Here is a 15141-nt window from a genome sequence, read left to right as displayed (position 1 = left end):
ATCAGCGAGGGAGACGGACATGCCGATCGACACTGTGGCGGACCTGATGGCCGAAACGCTGCAAGCGGCGGGGGTCGAGCGAATCTACGGCATCGTCGGCGACAGCCTGAACGCGATCACCGAAGCGCTCAGAAAGCGCGGCAAGATCGACTGGGCCCATGTGCGTCATGAAGAGAGCGCCGCCTTCGCCGCCGGCGCGGAAGCGCAGTTGACGGGCAAGCTCGCGGTTTGCGCCGGCTCCTGTGGCCCGGGGAATCTCCACCTGATCAACGGGCTTTACGATTGCAACCGGAGCCGCACGCCAGTTCTTGCCATCGCGGCTCACATCCCGAGCGCCGAGATCGGCTCGAACTACTTCCAGGAGACTCGCCCTGAAGCGCTCTTCCGCGAGTGCAGCGTCTATTGCGAGACCGTGTCCGATCCCGCTCAGATGCCCCGCACGCTCGAAACGGCCATCCGGGCGGCGGTCGGCCATCGGGGAGTGGCCGTCATCGTCATTCCCGGCAACGTGGCGACCCAGGCCGCGACGTCCGACGTCGTTTCACCCACCGCGGGTCTCTTGCCGGCGCCGGCGATTATCCGCCCGGCGGATCGAGAGCTCGACGCCCTGGCCGACCTCCTGAACCGGGCAGGCAAGGTGACCCTGCTGTGCGGCCGCGGCTGCCAGGGGGCTCACCAACCCCTGCTTGCGCTCGCTGAAGCGCTGAAAGCGCCGATCGTGCATGCTCTCGGCGGCAAGGAGTTCGTCGAGTACGACAATCCTTACGATGTCGGCATGACCGGACTGATTGGCTTCTCGTCGGGCTACCACGCGTTGATGGGATGCGATGCCCTGCTGATGCTCGGCACCGATTTTCCCTATCGCCAGTTCTATCCCGAGACGGCGAAGGTCGCTCAGGTGGACCTGCGGCCCGAGAATCTCGGCCGTCGCACGCGGATCGAATTGGGGTTGGTCGGCGACGTGGCCCACACGATCGAAGGCCTTCTTCCCAGAATTGACGTCAAGACGGACAGGACGTGGCTCGACAAGGCGCTTGACCATTACCGGACAACCCGCAAGGACCTGGACGATCTGGCCCAGGGGAAGCCGGGCAAGCCGCCGATCCACCCTCAGCACGTCGCGCGACTGGTGAGCGAAATCGCGGCCGACGACGCCATCTTCACCGTCGATGTCGGCACGCCGACCATCTGGGCGGCGCGCTATCTGAAGATGAACGGCCGGCGGCGACTGATCGGCTCGTTCGCCCATGGTTCGATGGCGAACGCCCTGCCGCAGGCCATCGGCGCACAGAGCGCCTATCCCCGCCGGCAGGTCGTTTCCCTTTCGGGTGACGGCGGCTTTGCCATGCTCATGGGCGATTTCCTGACGCTGGCGCAGCTTGCCCTGCCGGTGAAGACCGTCGTCTTCACCAATGGCACTCTGGGGTTCGTCGAGATGGAGATGAAGGCCGCCGGTCTGGTCGAGACCGGCGTGGCGCTGAAAAACCCCGATTTCGCCGGCATGGCGCGCGCCGCCGGAATCCATGCCGTGCGGATCGAGGACCCCGGCGATCTGGAAGCCGGCTTACGCGAGATCCTCCACCATCCCGGCCCGGCGTTGATCGACGTCGTCGTCGCCAGGCAGGAACTTTCCATCCCGCCGAAGATCACACTGGAGCAAGCCAGGGGCTTCAGCCTCTACGTCCTGAAGGCGGTGATGAGCGGGCGTGGCGACACGGTGGTCGATCTGGCCCGCACCAACCTGTTCCGCTGACGGACGTTCCCTGAGAGCAGCGGGTTCCTTACCGCTCTTCCTCCATTGTCACCGCGACATCGCCATTGGCGGCCAAGCGCACCTTGTCGCCCTCGACGTCGGCGACCAGGCCCAGCGAGACGTAATGGTGATGGCCCTTATGCGACCCTTCCCCGCTGTCCTGCCGGGTCAGTTTGATGCGGTGACTTTCGACGCGGTCGACCGTGCCGACATGAACCCCGTCGGCACCGATCACCTCCATATGCTCTTTGATCCGGCTGGCGCCTGTCATGGCGGTCCTCCTGATTATGGCCTGATCAGGATAACGGGTTGATCGACAATCCGATCCCCTGTCGCCAGATCCGCGCCGCCGATGATGCCCGCGTCGGGTCCGAGTTCGGCCTTGACGATCTCGGGCACGAGGACCGGCGGGTAAGCATCGAAGGCCCGGCGCAGCCGGTCGCGGAAATCGTCGACCAACCCGACGCCTCCACCGATGACGATCAGATCCGGATCTATGAGCGCCTGGATCGTCGCGAGCCCTGACGCCATTTCATCCGCCGCGTCGGCGATGATCCGTTCCGCCCATTCCCCGCCGTGGCGGGCCACCTGGAATATCTCCCTGGCGTCCATTTCCCGTCCGAGGGCGCGCGCAGCGGTGGCCATGCCGAAACCCGACGCCGAGGCCTCGAACCTGACCGCGTCGTCGCCGGCCAGCCGGCGGATCTGGCCAAGGCTGCCGGCCAGCCCGCGACTGCCGCGCATCAGCGTTCCATTGGCGACGACGCCGCCTCCGACCCCGCTGGACACCGTGATGAAGACGATGTCGCGCCCCCTGCCCGCCCCATAGCGGTATTCGCCCCAGGCCGCCGCCTGGGCGTCGTTCACCATGTCGGTCGCCACGCCTAGTCTCTCAGAGAGAAGCCGCGCGAGCGGGTAGTTGTCGGGCACAGCCAGAATGTCGGGATTGAGCGCGGACCAGCACCCGTCCATGGCCAGGCCGGTGACCACGGCCATGGCGGCATCAAAGCCGCCTGCCCAGTCGCCGGCCAGACCCGCGATCTCATCCAGCCATTGCGGATCGGCCGGATTCCGCGGGGTCGCGATCATCCGCCGGTCGAGGATTTCGGGCCCGCGCACCAGGGCGGCAAGAGTCTTGGTGCCGCCGATATCGAAGGCCAGCGCCGTCCGGCCGGCGGCCGACGCGGCATCGACCGCGTCACGGAACCAGCCGGTAATGTGTTCCGGTCGGGTAATCGCCGATCCCACCACGACCGCCGCCGCGCCGGCATCGATCGCCGCCCTGGCGAGGGCCGGGGAATTGTATCTCCCTTCCGCGAAAACCGGATGTCCCAGACGCACGCAGTCGCGGACAAGATCGATGTCCGGGCTGACGGGAGGGAGATTATCGCCGGTATATCCGGACATGGTGGTCGCGACGATGTCCGCGCCGGCGGCGATGGCGGCCGAAGCCTCCTCCACCGTCGAGATGTCGGCCATCGCCAGCAGCCCGCGACGATGGATCGCCGCAATCAACGCCGCAACCGGCGCCGGTCGAGACCGAACGGTGGCGTCCACCGCGATGATCGCGGCTCCAGCGTCCGCGAGCGCTTCCACATCCTCCGGAAACGGGGTGATCCGCACCGGACTCTTCTCAAGGTCGCGCTTCACAAGACCGACCACCGGAAGGGCGCTGACCTTTACGACCGCCGCAACATTCCTCTCCCCTTCGATGCGCAGGCCCTTCGCTCCCGCCGTCTCTGCGGCCCGAGCGAAGGCGACGACGCCTTCAATGTTGTCGAACGGCCCTCCGGGCACCGGCTGGCAGGAGACGACAAGCGCACGCCGGAGCGTTTCCGGAAGGGCATGGGACGGTTTCGCCATATCGATCACGTCTCAGGCGTTCCATCGCCCAGAGGAATTTCATATCGCTCTTCCGCCGCGCGACGGGCGGCTTCGATGCAGGCGATGACCCCCCTTCCATAAGCGCCCGTGACCGCTACCGGGGCTTCCCCTCTTATCGCGGCGGCCATCGTCACCCATTCACGGGCCACGGCCCGATCCATCCAGTCCGGCTCGATGGATTCCGGGACGGGAGTCCAGCTCGTTCCCCGGCCGATATGGACGCCGCTGTCGAAATCGACGCGGATCACGCCGCCCTCGCACACCAGATCCATGGCGAAGGACGGCGCGCCGTTGCGATAGCCGATGCTGGCGACCTGGCCCAGCCCGCCATCGGCGAAGCGCAACATCATCAAGGCGGTGTCATCGGCGGCCTGCTCATGGAACAAGGAGCCAGAGACGGCGGAGACGGCTTCCGGCATCGACCCCATGAGCCAGATCAGCCTGTCCAGCGCATGAATGCCGGCTGTCATCAGCATGCCGCCTCCGGTGTCCGGAGAAAGGTGCCAGGGCCGGCGGTTTTCCTCCATCCACAGCTTGATCAGCCAGCTCGACCCCACGAGCGGACGGCCGAGATCGCCTGCCTCAAGGATATCGCGGGCTTTCAGGCATGGCAGGGCGAAATGCATTATGTGGCCGATCATCAGGACCACGCCCGCCTTCGCGACCGCCGCATTGATAACGTCGCAATCCGCCGTCGTGGGAGCCATCGGCTTTTCCAGCAGGATATGCTTTCCGGCCTCCGCGGCCGCGACCGCCATCTCCCGGTGCAGATGGTGGGGCGTCGCGATCACCACCACGTCCACGCTGGCATCCTCCAGCATCCGACGCCAGTCGGTATAGGGAACGCCGCCATGCTCGGCGGCGAAGGCAGCAGCCGCCGGGCCGTTTTCGCGGCAGACAGCCGTGACGCGGACGCCCTTCGTCACCGCTATGGCGCGGGCGTGGACGGCGCCGAAATGCCCCGCGCCCAGTATCCCGACTCCGATCATCGGCAGCCCTCTTTCTGGTAAATCCGGTCTATCAGCCTCATCGCCCGCGCATAGTCTCCTATCCCGACCGCCGGCGGTTCGCCACGGGCGATGCGGCCGAGCGTATCGATCATGAAGGCGTCGTACCGATCCGCCGGGAGGAGCGGCGTAAGCGTCCGTTCCGCGCAATCATCCAATGTGGCGACCGCGCAGGCGGCTCCCCGGTCGGTGAGATAGGCGTTCCGTGTCGAGATTCGCCATTCGAAGTCGCCGCCCGCCTCCATCGAGGCGTAGGTGTAGCCGGCTTCCACCGACACGGTCATGCCGCCGGGCATTCTCAGGATAACGACCGCATATTCCTCGACAGCCTCGCCGTACAGCCGGTCGTCGAGCGAGACGCCCACGATCTCGATGTCCTGATCGGCGGCTGCGTCGGCGAGCGAAAGCGCCGCATCGATTCCGTGAATGCCCAGATTCCGCAGGGCCCCGCCGCCATGCCGGGCCGGGTCCAGCACCCAGCCGGCGCCGTCGCGACGATAGCGTTCCGGCGGCCCGTTGATGATCCTGAACTGGGCGTGGGAGAGATCGCCCAGCCGCCCATCGGCGCGCAACGCCGCCATCTCGGCCCAGATCGGGCTCAGCCGGTTGGGCAGCGGGACGGCGATGAAATGCCCCTCCTTCCGCGCCCGCTCCTCGACCGGCGCCAGATGGGCGGCCGAAAGCGCGGCCGGCTTCTCCATGACGATCGGCAGGCCGGCATCCATCAGCAGATCGGTGAGTTCCGGCATCCGGTCGGCCTGGCCCATCGCCACCACAAGGTCGGGCCGCGCCGTGACCAGCGCGTCAAGTTCTTCGGCGACCGCCGCGCCGTGCATGGCCGCGAACCGCCGCGCCATGGCGATATCGGGATCCCAGACGCAGCCGAGCGTGGAGCCCGCCGCAGCCACGGCTTTTGCATGCATTTCCGCATGCCAGTGCGCCACTCCCGCCAGCGCTATTCTCATGCCGATCTCCCAGCACCCTCAATATCGACTTGACGGATATCCTACAAGTCGACATACAACAAGGGCCAAGTTTCGAGCGAATGGCGGAACGCGCGATGGATGAGCTGAAATCGATCAAGCCGGTGTCGAGGCCGCCGCTCCTGCACGTTTCGGTGCAGGAAAGCGTTCGCAGCCATATCGCCGAGAACCGCCTGAAGGCCGGCGACCCGCTGCCCCCGGAAGGGTTCCTGGCCCAGCGCCTGGGCGTCAGCCGGAATTCCGTGCGCGAGGCGATCAAAGGCCTGGAATCCCTTGGCATCCTGGAAACCCGGCGCGGCGTCGGCGTCTTCGTGAAGGAGTTCTCCTTCGAACCCCTGCTGGACAATCTCGCCTTCGGGCTGGGCGGGACGCTGCGGGATGTGGAGGAGGTGCTGGATATCCGCCGCGTGCTCGAGGTCGCGCTGGTCGAACAGACGATCGAGCGAATCGGCGAGGCCGATCTGGCGGCGCTTCAGGAGACGGTCGACCAGATGAAGGTCAAAGCCGAGTCCAATGAGAGCTTCGCCGAGGAAGATCAGCGGTTCCACCACCTTCTGTTCAGGTGCCTGGACAACCGGATGCTGACGCGGCTGATCGAGGTGTTCTGGCTCGCCTTCTACAAGACGTCCGATTTCGTCAACCTGAACAACCCGAACCCCATGGCGACCTGGCGCGATCACCAGCAGATCATCGACGCCATCGCCGCGCGTGATCCTGCCGAAGCACGCGCCCGGCTCGACCGGCACTATGACGGCATCGCCTCAGTCCTGGCCGCAAAGAAGAACCCGTAGGAGCAACGCGGTCCTAACCAGTAAAGGGAGGAGTTCTGCATGAAATTCACGACAATGGCGTCAACGCTGGCCCTGGCCACCGCAATCGTCGCCGGAATGGCCGCACAGCCGGGTGAATCACTCGCAGCCGATGGCGGCACCCTCACCGGAGCCTTCGACGTGGGCCCCGGAGGATTCCAGGGGAACTTCAATCCGCTGATGGCGACGGCCGGCTTCACCTGGCTCAGCCTCTATTTCGAACCGCTGGTGATCTGGGACCAGGACCTGGCCGCGATCCAGGGCGCGCTGGCTGAAAGCTACGAGGTCAGCGAGGACAAGCTGACCTATACATTCCATCTCGCCGACGCGACATGGCATGACGGCGAAGCCTTCACCTCAGAAGACGTGAAGTTCACGATCGATCTGGCACAGCAGGGAGAGACGGGGACCGTCTTCGCCGCCCGCCTGGGCGCGATCGAAACGGTGGAGACGCCGGACGACCGGACCGCGATCCTGACGCTGTCGGAACCCAATGCCGGCCTGCTGAATACGCTGACGCAGCTTATGATGCTGCCCCAGCACGCGTTGTCGGAGATTCCCGCCGACAATCTGGCCCGCAACGAATGGTGGTCGACGTCGCCCATCGGCACCGGCCCCTTCGCCTTCTCCGAATATGTCACCGACCAGTATGTCGAACTTGTCGCCAATCCGGACTACCGGGAAGGCACGCCCAAGCTGGACCGGATCATCAACCGGTACTTCGAGAATACGGCCGCCGCAGTCGCCGCGCTGAAGGCGGGCGAAATCTCGATCAGCTATGTGGAGGCCGACGACGCGGCGACCTTCGACGAGGAGGCGTTCAACGTCATCGCGGGCCAGTCCTATGTCGTCAACTATCTGGGCTTCAACAATGAAGTCCCGCTCTGGGAGGATACGCGCGTCCGTCGGGCGGTGATGCACGCGATCAACCGTGAGGCGATCATCGAGAGCCTTTATGGCGGCGCGGCGGAAGCGGCCAATTGCGGTTACGTCGCCGATCATCTGGTTCCGTCGGATATCGATCCCTATGCCTACGATCCGGAAAAGGCGCAGCAATTGCTGGAGGAAGCCGGGTGGGAGGAGATCAACGGCGACGAGCCGATCACGCTTCTGACCTACTACACCAACCCGCTGGCGACCAACGTGCTGGCCGCCATGCAGGCGATGCTGGCGCAGGTCGGCATCAATGTCGTGCCCAAGGCCGTCGATGTCCCGACCTACAACGCCACCATCTACGCCCAGGAGCCGGACTGGTCGCAGTTTCCGATGGTCTATGCCGGCCTGCAGAACGGCCCGGACCCCAGCGCCATCAATATCGGCCTGAACGAGGCCCAGATCCCGCCGGCCGGAGCCAACTTCCTGCGCGTCCGAATGCCGGAAGTCACCGATGCGCTGAACGCGGCCTTGAATGAGACCGACACATCCCAATTGGACGCCCGGTATCAGGATGTCTGCCAGGCCATGAACGAGAACCTGCCTTGGGGGACGATGTGGGTCGCCAGCCGTTATGGCGTCGCCTCCAAGGATCTGGAGAATTTCGTCTGGCTGCCCGCCCCCGCCGGCGGCCCGTACGACGCGAACGCCGAAGATTGGGCGATCGCGGAATAAGACCTCCCGAACTTGTCGGGCCGGCCACGAGGGCCGGCCCGTCTCCTTCCGGACGGATACATGATTTCCTACTGCCTTCGACGCCTTGCACTGGGTCTGGTCATGCTGGTCGCGCTCAGCATCCTGATCTTCATCCTGCTGCGTCTCGCCCCCGGCGATCCGGTGGACGCCTACATCAACCCGTCGGTCGCGATTTCGCAGGAACAGATGGCGGCGATCCGAAGCCGGCTGGGCCTGGATCAGCCCTGGCCGATCCAGTACCTCGCCTGGGCGAAGGCCGCGCTCCACGGCGATCTCGGCTACTCCATCCAGTATAACGGGGCGGAGGTTCTGGACCTGATCCTGCAGCGGATCGGGCCAACGATCCTGCTGATGGGCACGGGCATTGCGATCGCCATCGCCATCGGCATCCCGACCGGCGTCCTGAGCGCGGTGAAGCGCAATTCCCCGTCGGATTTCGCCCTTTCCGTCACCGCCTTCATCGGCATATCCAGCCCGGCTTTCCTGTCCGCGCTGGTCGGGCTCTACCTCTTCTCCGTATTGCTGCGCTGGGCTCCTTCGGGCGGCATGCTGACGCCGGGCGAACCCTTCAGCGTGCTCGACCTTCTCCACCACCTCATACTGCCGGCCTTGCTGCTTTCCATCGGCCATACGGCGCTCATCATGCGCTATATGCGCGCATCGCTTCTTGAGGTGCTGCATCAGGATTACGTACGCACGGCGCGCGCCAAGGGCGTTCGCGAACGCTGGGTCATCGTCAAGCATGCGCTCCGCAACGCGCTTCTGCCGGTGGTCACGCTGATCGGGTCGACCATGGGCATCGCCATCGGCGGCGCGATCTTCACCGAAAGCGTCTTCAACTGGCCCGGAATGGGGCTGCTGATGGTCAACGCCGTGGATGCCCGCGATTATCCGGTCATCATGGGCGCGACGCTGTTCATCGGCGCGTGCGTCATTCTGGTCAATCTTCTGACCGATCTCACCTACGCGACGATCGATCCGCGCATCCAGGTGTCGGGATGACCGCCGCCGTCGCCCGCCCCGCCCAGGGACCGCTGGCGCGCGCGCTGCGCCGCTTCGCCGGCAACAACGCCGCCATCGCCGGTCTGGCGATCCTGGCTCCGATGCTGCTCCTGGTCGTCCTTTACCCATGGATCGTGCCGCACCAGCCGAATGAGATCGATCTCCTGGCACTGAACCAGGGACCCAGCACCGCCCACTGGTTCGGCACCGACGGCGTCGGCCGGGACATTCTGGCCCGGCTTCTTCAAGGGGGCCGGATATCGCTGCTGGTGGCGTCCGTCTCCGTCGCCATTTCGATCGTCATCGGTTTCGCGGTGGGCGCCGTGGCGGGATTGTCCAACCGCTATGTCGATACCGGCATCATGCGGTTGGTGGATCTCGCGATGACGCTGCCGCCGGTCATCCTTCTGCTCGTCCTCGCCTCCATAACCGGTGCCGGCATCGGCTCGACGATCCTCGTCATCTCCCTCCTCTCCTGGCCCGTGCTGGCGCGCATGATCCGCGCCCGCCTGCTGGAACTCAGGGAGCGGGACTTCGTCGTGGCCTCGCGCGGGATGGGCGCCAGCCTCTGGCACCTGCTATGGCGCCACGGGCTGCCCAACACGGTCGACATCCTGGTGGTCTACGCCACGCTTCAGGTCGCCAACGCGATTCTTCTGGAGGCGGGACTCTCCTTTCTGGGGCTTGGCGTGCCGCCGCCGGAAGCGAGTTGGGGCAACATGCTCAACGCCGCGCGCAGCACCGTGGTGCTGGAGCGATATCCCTGGCAGTGGCTGTTTCCCGGCGCGGCGCTGGTCGTCACGGTCCTCGCCATCAATTTCGTCGGCGACGGGCTTCGCGACGCCTTCGACCCCCGTTCCGATCTCAACTAGCCACATTCATAGCGCAAGACAGGACATCATGGCATTCGACCCCTCCACCTTCCGCGGCATCGTTCCTCCCGTGGTGACCCCGTTGACCGAGGGATTCGAGGTTGACTACCCGTCCTTCTCACGGACGATAGAACATCTGATCGATGGCGGGGTCCACGGGCTGTTCGTCCTCGGCTCCACCAGCGAGGTGGTGTTCTTCGACGAGGCGACGCGGCGGCGGATCATCGAACATGCCGTCAGGACCGTCGACGGCCGCGCACCCATCCTGGCCGGCGTCATAGATCCGACGACGGACCGGGTGATCGGCCACGCCCGCGCCGCGAAGGAGGCCGGCGCCGACGCAATCGTCGTCACGGCGCCCTTCTACACCCGCACCAGCCAGGCCGAGATTGTCGACCATTTCCGCTATGTTCGCGACGGGATCGACCTGCCGGTCATAGCCTATGACATTCCGGTCTGCGTTAATTCGAAGCTGGACCGGTCGACGGTCGTCACCCTGGCGCGGGAAGGCGCCATTGTCGGCCTCAAGGATTCCAGCGGCGACGACGGCGCCTTCCGCTTCGCGCTCATGGACCTCGCCGACCGGCAGGATTTCTTCCTGATGACGGGTTCGGAGATCGTGGCCGATTCCGCGCTTGCCATGGGCGCCCATGGCGTCGTGCCGGGTCTCGGCAACGTCGACCCGCATGGCTATGTCCGTCTCTACGACGCGGCGCAACGTGGCGACCAGGACGCCGCGCGGCGGGAACAGGAACGCCTCTGCCGCCTGTTCGAGATCGTCCGGTGCGGGTTGCCGCGCGCCAGCGCCGGCGCGGCCGGGGTCGGCGGTTTCAAGACCGCGATGCGGCGTCTTGGAATCATCGACACCAATGTCATGGCCCGCCCGCAGCGGACGCTGAACGACGTTGAAGCCCTGAAGGTCGAGGCGATCCTGCGCGACACCGGAATGATCGACTGAAGGACGCGATGACCCAGCCGGCGACCAACATCCTCGACGTCCGCGGCCTCAGCACCGCCTTCCGGGTTCCTCATGGCGAGATAGCCGCGATCGAGGGTGTCGATCTTTCGATCGATACCGGCCGGACGCTGGCGCTGGTCGGAGAATCCGGATCCGGCAAATCGGTGACCAGCCTGTCGATCATGCGTCTGCTGCCGCGGCGCAGCGGCCGCGTTTCGTCCGGCAGCATCGCCTTTCGCGGCAAGGACGGAGCGATCCGTGACCTGGCAACGCTGGACGACGAGGCGTTGCGCAGGGTGCGCGGCAATGACGTCGCGATGGTGTTCCAGGAACCGATGACGAGCCTGAACCCCGTCTACACGGTGGGGGATCAGATCGCCGAACCGATCCGCATCCATCGCGGCGCGGGGCGAGGCGAAGCCATGCGTCAGGCCGTCGACCTGCTCGCCCGCGTCGGTATCCCCGATCCGGCGCGCCGTGTCCGCCAGTATCCCCATGAACTATCGGGAGGCATGCGCCAGCGGGTCACCATCGCCATGGCGCTTGCCTGCGGTCCGACGCTGCTCATTGCCGACGAGCCGACGACGGCGCTGGACGTCACCATCCAGGCCCAGATCCTCGACCTGCTGAAGCGGCTTCAGGACGATGAAGGGATGGGCATGCTGTTCGTGACGCACAATCTGGGCGTTGTCGCGGAGATCGCCGACCGCGTCGCGGTCATGTATGCCGGCCGGATCGTGGAGACGGGGACCGTCAGGGAGGTGTTCCGCCATCCCCGCCATCCCTATACGATCGGCCTGCTCGCCTCCGTCCCCGTGCTCGGCCGGGCGACGGCGCTGAAACGCTCGGGCGGACGATTGGCCGCCATTCCGGGAACGGTGCCGAGCATCGTGGACCGTCCGGCCGGCTGCGCCTTCGCCGGGCGCTGCCCCTACGTCACCGACGCCTGTCGGACCGCTATGCCGCCGTTGGCCGATACCGATGGCGGACATCTCAGCCGCTGCATCCGCTGGAGCGAACTGTGACCGACACCCCCCTCCTCTCCGTCCGGAGCCTCGCGAAGCATTTCGGCGCGGGCGCCTTCCGACGAGGCCCCGTGGTTCGCGCGCTAGACGACATCTCCTTCGACATCGCCCATGGGGAGGTTGTCGGGCTGGTCGGGGAATCCGGCAGCGGCAAGACGACGATCGGCCGTTCCGTCCTGCGCCTTGTCGAACCGACCTCGGGCGAGGTGCGTTTCGAGGGCGCCGACGTGACGAGCCTGAGCGGCCGCGAGATGCGACGCCAACGCCGGCGCATGCAGTACATCTTCCAGGACCCGTTCGCCAGCCTGTCGCCACGCATGACCATCGGGGAGATCCTGACGGAGGGCTTGAGAATCCAGAAGATCGGAACCCGCCAGGACCGTCTCGCCCAGGCCGCGAGGATGCTGGAGGCCGTCGAACTTCCGGCCGATGCGCTGGACCGCTACGCCCATGAATTCTCCGGCGGCCAGCGCCAGCGGATCGGCATCGCGCGGGCCTTGATGCTGGAGCCCGACTTTCTGGTGGCGGACGAGCCGGTTTCCGCGCTCGACGTCTCCGTCCAGGCGCAGATCGTCAACCTGCTGCGCGACCTTCAGGCGCGCATGGGTCTCACCATGCTGTTCATTTCCCACGATCTGGCGGTCGTGGAATTCATGTGCGACCGGGTGATCGTGCTCTATCTCGGCCGCATCATGGAGATCGCGCCGAGCGAGCAGCTCTACGCCGAGCCCCGTCACCCCTATACGCGGGCGCTTCTTTCGGCCATTCCGTCGCCCGATCCCGATGCGCCGCGCCATCGCGAGATTCTGGCCGGCGACATACCGAGCCCGGCCAACCCGCCGTCAGGATGCGTCTTCCGCACCCGATGCCCTCACGCGCTGCTCCGCTGCGCGGAAGGCGTGCCTCCGTTGGAGGAGGTCGCTCCCGGGCATTTCAAGGCCTGCTGGCGGGACGACCTTCAGGAATGAAACAGCGAATGGCGATCGGCGGCAATTGGGCGCCTGTCCTCCTGCCGATAGACGAGGATGACAGCATCGATTTCGGCCGTCTGGCGACGGTGATCGACCGGCTGATTGCAGCCAGCGTGGACGGAATCTACTCGAACGGCACGGCCAGCGAATTCCATAATCAGACGGAGGCCGAATACGATTCGATCCAGACCCTGATGGCGGAGAAGTGCCGCGCCGCCGGCATGCCCTTCGTGATCGGAGCCTGTCATTCCGATCCGAGCGTTTCGCGCGAGCGGACGGCCCGCGCCGCCGCGCTGCGCCCCGAGGCGATCCAGGTCATCCTGCCCGACTGGTTGCCGGTCACGGATGCCGAAGCCATCGATTTCCTGCGATTGACGGTGGACGCCGCCGGCGATGTCCCGCTGATTCTCTACAATCCTCCACATGCCAAGCGCGTTTTGTCGCCCGACGAACTCGCCCGGATCCTGGCCGAGGCCCCGACGGTCGTCGGCGTCAAGCTCGCGAGCGGAGACGCGGCGTGGCGCGAAGCCGTCAGAAGACACCTCGGCGATATCGCCCTGTTCGTCCCCGGCCACCGGCTGGCGACCGAGACCAGGGAAGGCGTGGCCGCCGGCTCCTTCTCCAATGTCGCCTGCCTGGATCCGCGCGGCGCGCAGCGCTGGACGGACCTGATGCGAAAGGACATCGACGCCGCGCTGGACCTGGAGCGCCGGCTCTGCCACTTCATCGACACGCACATCGTGCCTTTCCGCGAGAAGCCCGGCTATTCCAACGCGGCGCTCGACAAACTTCTGGCGACAATCGGCGGCTGGGGACCGATCGGCACGAGGCTCCGCCGTCCCTATCGCTGGATTCCGGAAGCCGAAGCCGACCGCCTGCGGCCTATCGCGCGACGATCAATGCCGGAACTGTTCGCCGACTGATATCAAATCTCGCTCCTTCGGTCCTGACGTTACCCCTCGACCCGTAGCAACAAACTGCCTTGCGTCCGGATCACGAAGCCACATAGGCGGCCTCCCCGGCGAGGGCCGCGATGGTGAGGGCGCCGCGTATCGCTGCATCCTCGGGACCAACGACGACGTCGAGGCCGAAGCCCTTGGCGGTGCGTCGGTAGATCTCGACGAGATCGTGACTTGGGCGGCAGCATCAGCGCGGAGCACGGCATCGGGCAGGCGCTCAAAACCCTACAATTCCCGAAAAATGGTGGGCCCGGCAGGATTCGAACCTGCGACAACACCGTTATGAGCGGCGGGTTCTGACCACTGAACTACAGGCCCACGCGGGAGGTGTCTTAGCAGGTTGGGGCGGCGGGCAAAAGGCGCTTTGCCAGCCACCTGTCACCTGCCACCTGTCAGCCGAAGGCGATGTGGGTTTCGCCGTGGATCGCGGTTCCGGCCGCCACGTCGATGGTCATCAGATCCTCGCCGATCAGGATGGGGCCGCGATAGGCGCGGCGGACTTCCGCCAGGAGCGCCGGCCGGTCGAATTCCGGCGGGACGAAATGGGTCAGCGCCAGCGCCTTGGCGCCCGCCTCCCCTGCGACGCGTCCGACCTCCCCGGAAAGGGTGTGGTAGCTGGCGGTCGCCTCGATCGTCTCCGCCGTGCGGATGCCGGGAACGGGCTTCATCTCCCGGTGGATGAAGACCTCGTGGACCAGAAGGTCCGCGCCGCCGGCGGCGGCGATCAGTTCCGGGCAATAGCGCGTGTCGCCGCTGATCGCGACCTTCCTCCCCTCCTCCTCGAACACGAAGCCGTAGGCGTGGCGGATCGGCCGGTGGTCGACCGGCACGACCCGAACCGCGACGCCCGCGATCTCCAGCGTCTTGCCGGCCGCGATCTCCGTCACCTCGACCGTCAGCGCCTCTATCGAGGGCCGCTTCTCGTGGGCGATGCGAAGCTCCCGCTCCTCCCGCCACAGCGCCATCAGCCCATCGACATGGGCGCGCGTGCCGGGCGGCCCGTAGATGCGCTGGGGCCGGTCCCGCCCCTGATGCCAGCTCGACAGGATGAGCTGGTAGAGATCGACCAGATGGTCGGAATGGAGGTGCGTCAGAAGCACCGCGTCCAGGTCGCGCCCCGACGATCCGGCGGAGACGAGGCGCTGGGTCGCGCCCGATCCGCAATCTATCAGGATCGTGCCCCGCGCGGATCGCAACAGCGTGGCCGCGCCATAGCGGCGGGGATGGACGGCGGGGCAACCGGTGCCCAGGAGGGTGACTCGCATGGGGCGGAACCATAGAGAGGCGCG

Annotated in this window: 14 protein-coding genes and 1 tRNA gene; 9 read left to right on the top strand and 6 right to left on the bottom strand. The window is 66.1% G+C overall.

Features of this window, described 5'->3' with window-relative positions:
- Positions 1 to 19 precede the first annotated feature (19 nt).
- Positions 20 to 1753, top strand: coding sequence for a ubiquinone-dependent pyruvate dehydrogenase (gene poxB, locus AAFN89_RS06560; protein WP_347537174.1), 1734 nt, complete (start codon positions 20 to 22; stop codon positions 1751 to 1753).
- A gap of 28 nt (positions 1754 to 1781) precedes the next feature.
- Here the strand turns inward: poxB and AAFN89_RS06555 are convergent, their stop codons facing one another.
- The 4 genes from AAFN89_RS06555 to AAFN89_RS06540 are packed head-to-tail and all read right to left on the bottom strand — an operon-like array spanning position 1782 to position 5609.
- The gene (locus AAFN89_RS06555) at positions 1782 to 2024 is read right to left on the bottom strand and encodes a DUF2171 domain-containing protein (protein WP_347537171.1); all 243 of its coding nucleotides are present in this window, start codon (positions 2022 to 2024) and stop codon (positions 1782 to 1784) included.
- A 14-nt stretch (positions 2025 to 2038) separates the two neighbouring features.
- On the bottom strand, positions 2039 to 3616 hold the full coding sequence (locus AAFN89_RS06550) for a putative N-acetylmannosamine-6-phosphate 2-epimerase (RefSeq protein WP_347537169.1): 1578 nt from the start codon (positions 3614 to 3616) through the stop codon (positions 2039 to 2041).
- A gap of 5 nt (positions 3617 to 3621) precedes the next feature.
- Positions 3622 to 4626 (bottom strand): Gfo/Idh/MocA family oxidoreductase, encoded by a 1005-nt coding sequence (locus AAFN89_RS06545; protein ID WP_347537167.1) that lies wholly within the window; start codon positions 4624 to 4626, stop codon positions 3622 to 3624.
- Complete coding sequence (locus AAFN89_RS06540; RefSeq protein WP_347537164.1) at positions 4623 to 5609, bottom strand: Gfo/Idh/MocA family oxidoreductase; 987 nt, start codon at positions 5607 to 5609, stop codon at positions 4623 to 4625. The genes AAFN89_RS06545 and AAFN89_RS06540 overlap by 4 nt, the downstream gene beginning before the upstream one ends.
- Before the next feature lie 95 nt (positions 5610 to 5704).
- On the opposite strand from AAFN89_RS06540, the gene AAFN89_RS06535 reads away from it, so the two are divergent.
- From AAFN89_RS06535 to AAFN89_RS06500, 8 genes are read left to right on the top strand one after another with little or no spacing between them, the layout of a single operon-like run.
- Entirely contained in the window at positions 5705 to 6418 is a 714-nt protein-coding gene (locus tag AAFN89_RS06535) for a FadR/GntR family transcriptional regulator (RefSeq protein WP_347537162.1), read from the top strand.
- A 39-nt stretch (positions 6419 to 6457) separates the two neighbouring features.
- Positions 6458 to 8044 (top strand): ABC transporter substrate-binding protein, encoded by a 1587-nt coding sequence (locus AAFN89_RS06530; RefSeq protein WP_347537160.1) that lies wholly within the window; start codon positions 6458 to 6460, stop codon positions 8042 to 8044.
- Between the two features lie 60 nt (positions 8045 to 8104).
- The gene (locus AAFN89_RS06525; RefSeq protein WP_347537157.1) at positions 8105 to 9067 is read left to right on the top strand and encodes an ABC transporter permease; all 963 of its coding nucleotides are present in this window, start codon (positions 8105 to 8107) and stop codon (positions 9065 to 9067) included.
- The gene (locus AAFN89_RS06520; RefSeq protein ID WP_347537155.1) at positions 9064 to 9939 is read left to right on the top strand and encodes an ABC transporter permease; all 876 of its coding nucleotides are present in this window, start codon (positions 9064 to 9066) and stop codon (positions 9937 to 9939) included. The genes AAFN89_RS06525 and AAFN89_RS06520 overlap by 4 nt, the downstream gene beginning before the upstream one ends.
- 28 nt (positions 9940 to 9967) lie before the next feature.
- Entirely contained in the window at positions 9968 to 10897 is a 930-nt protein-coding gene (locus tag AAFN89_RS06515) for a dihydrodipicolinate synthase family protein (RefSeq protein ID WP_347537153.1), read from the top strand.
- An 8-nt stretch (positions 10898 to 10905) separates the two neighbouring features.
- Positions 10906 to 11922, top strand: a complete 1017-nt coding sequence (locus AAFN89_RS06510; protein ID WP_347537151.1) for an ABC transporter ATP-binding protein — start codon at positions 10906 to 10908, stop codon at positions 11920 to 11922.
- Positions 11919 to 12890, top strand: a complete 972-nt coding sequence (locus tag AAFN89_RS06505; protein ID WP_347537149.1) for an ABC transporter ATP-binding protein — start codon at positions 11919 to 11921, stop codon at positions 12888 to 12890. Before AAFN89_RS06510 ends, AAFN89_RS06505 begins: the two co-directional genes overlap by 4 nt.
- Complete coding sequence (locus AAFN89_RS06500; RefSeq protein WP_347537146.1) at positions 12887 to 13816, top strand: dihydrodipicolinate synthase family protein; 930 nt, start codon at positions 12887 to 12889, stop codon at positions 13814 to 13816. Before AAFN89_RS06505 ends, AAFN89_RS06500 begins: the two co-directional genes overlap by 4 nt.
- A 278-nt stretch (positions 13817 to 14094) precedes the next feature.
- On the opposite strand, the gene AAFN89_RS06495 is transcribed toward AAFN89_RS06500, so the two are convergent.
- Positions 14095 to 14170, bottom strand: a tRNA-Ile gene (locus AAFN89_RS06495).
- A gap of 74 nt (positions 14171 to 14244) precedes the next feature.
- Positions 14245 to 15117 (bottom strand): MBL fold metallo-hydrolase, encoded by an 873-nt coding sequence (locus tag AAFN89_RS06490; RefSeq protein ID WP_347537144.1) that lies wholly within the window; start codon positions 15115 to 15117, stop codon positions 14245 to 14247.
- Between the last annotated feature and the right edge of the window lie 24 nt (positions 15118 to 15141).

The organism is Inquilinus sp. CAU 1745 (assembly GCF_039839375.1).
Taxonomy (GTDB): domain Bacteria; phylum Pseudomonadota; class Alphaproteobacteria; order DSM-16000; family Inquilinaceae; genus JBDOQU01.
This window is presented reverse-complemented; position numbering and strand designations above follow the sequence as displayed.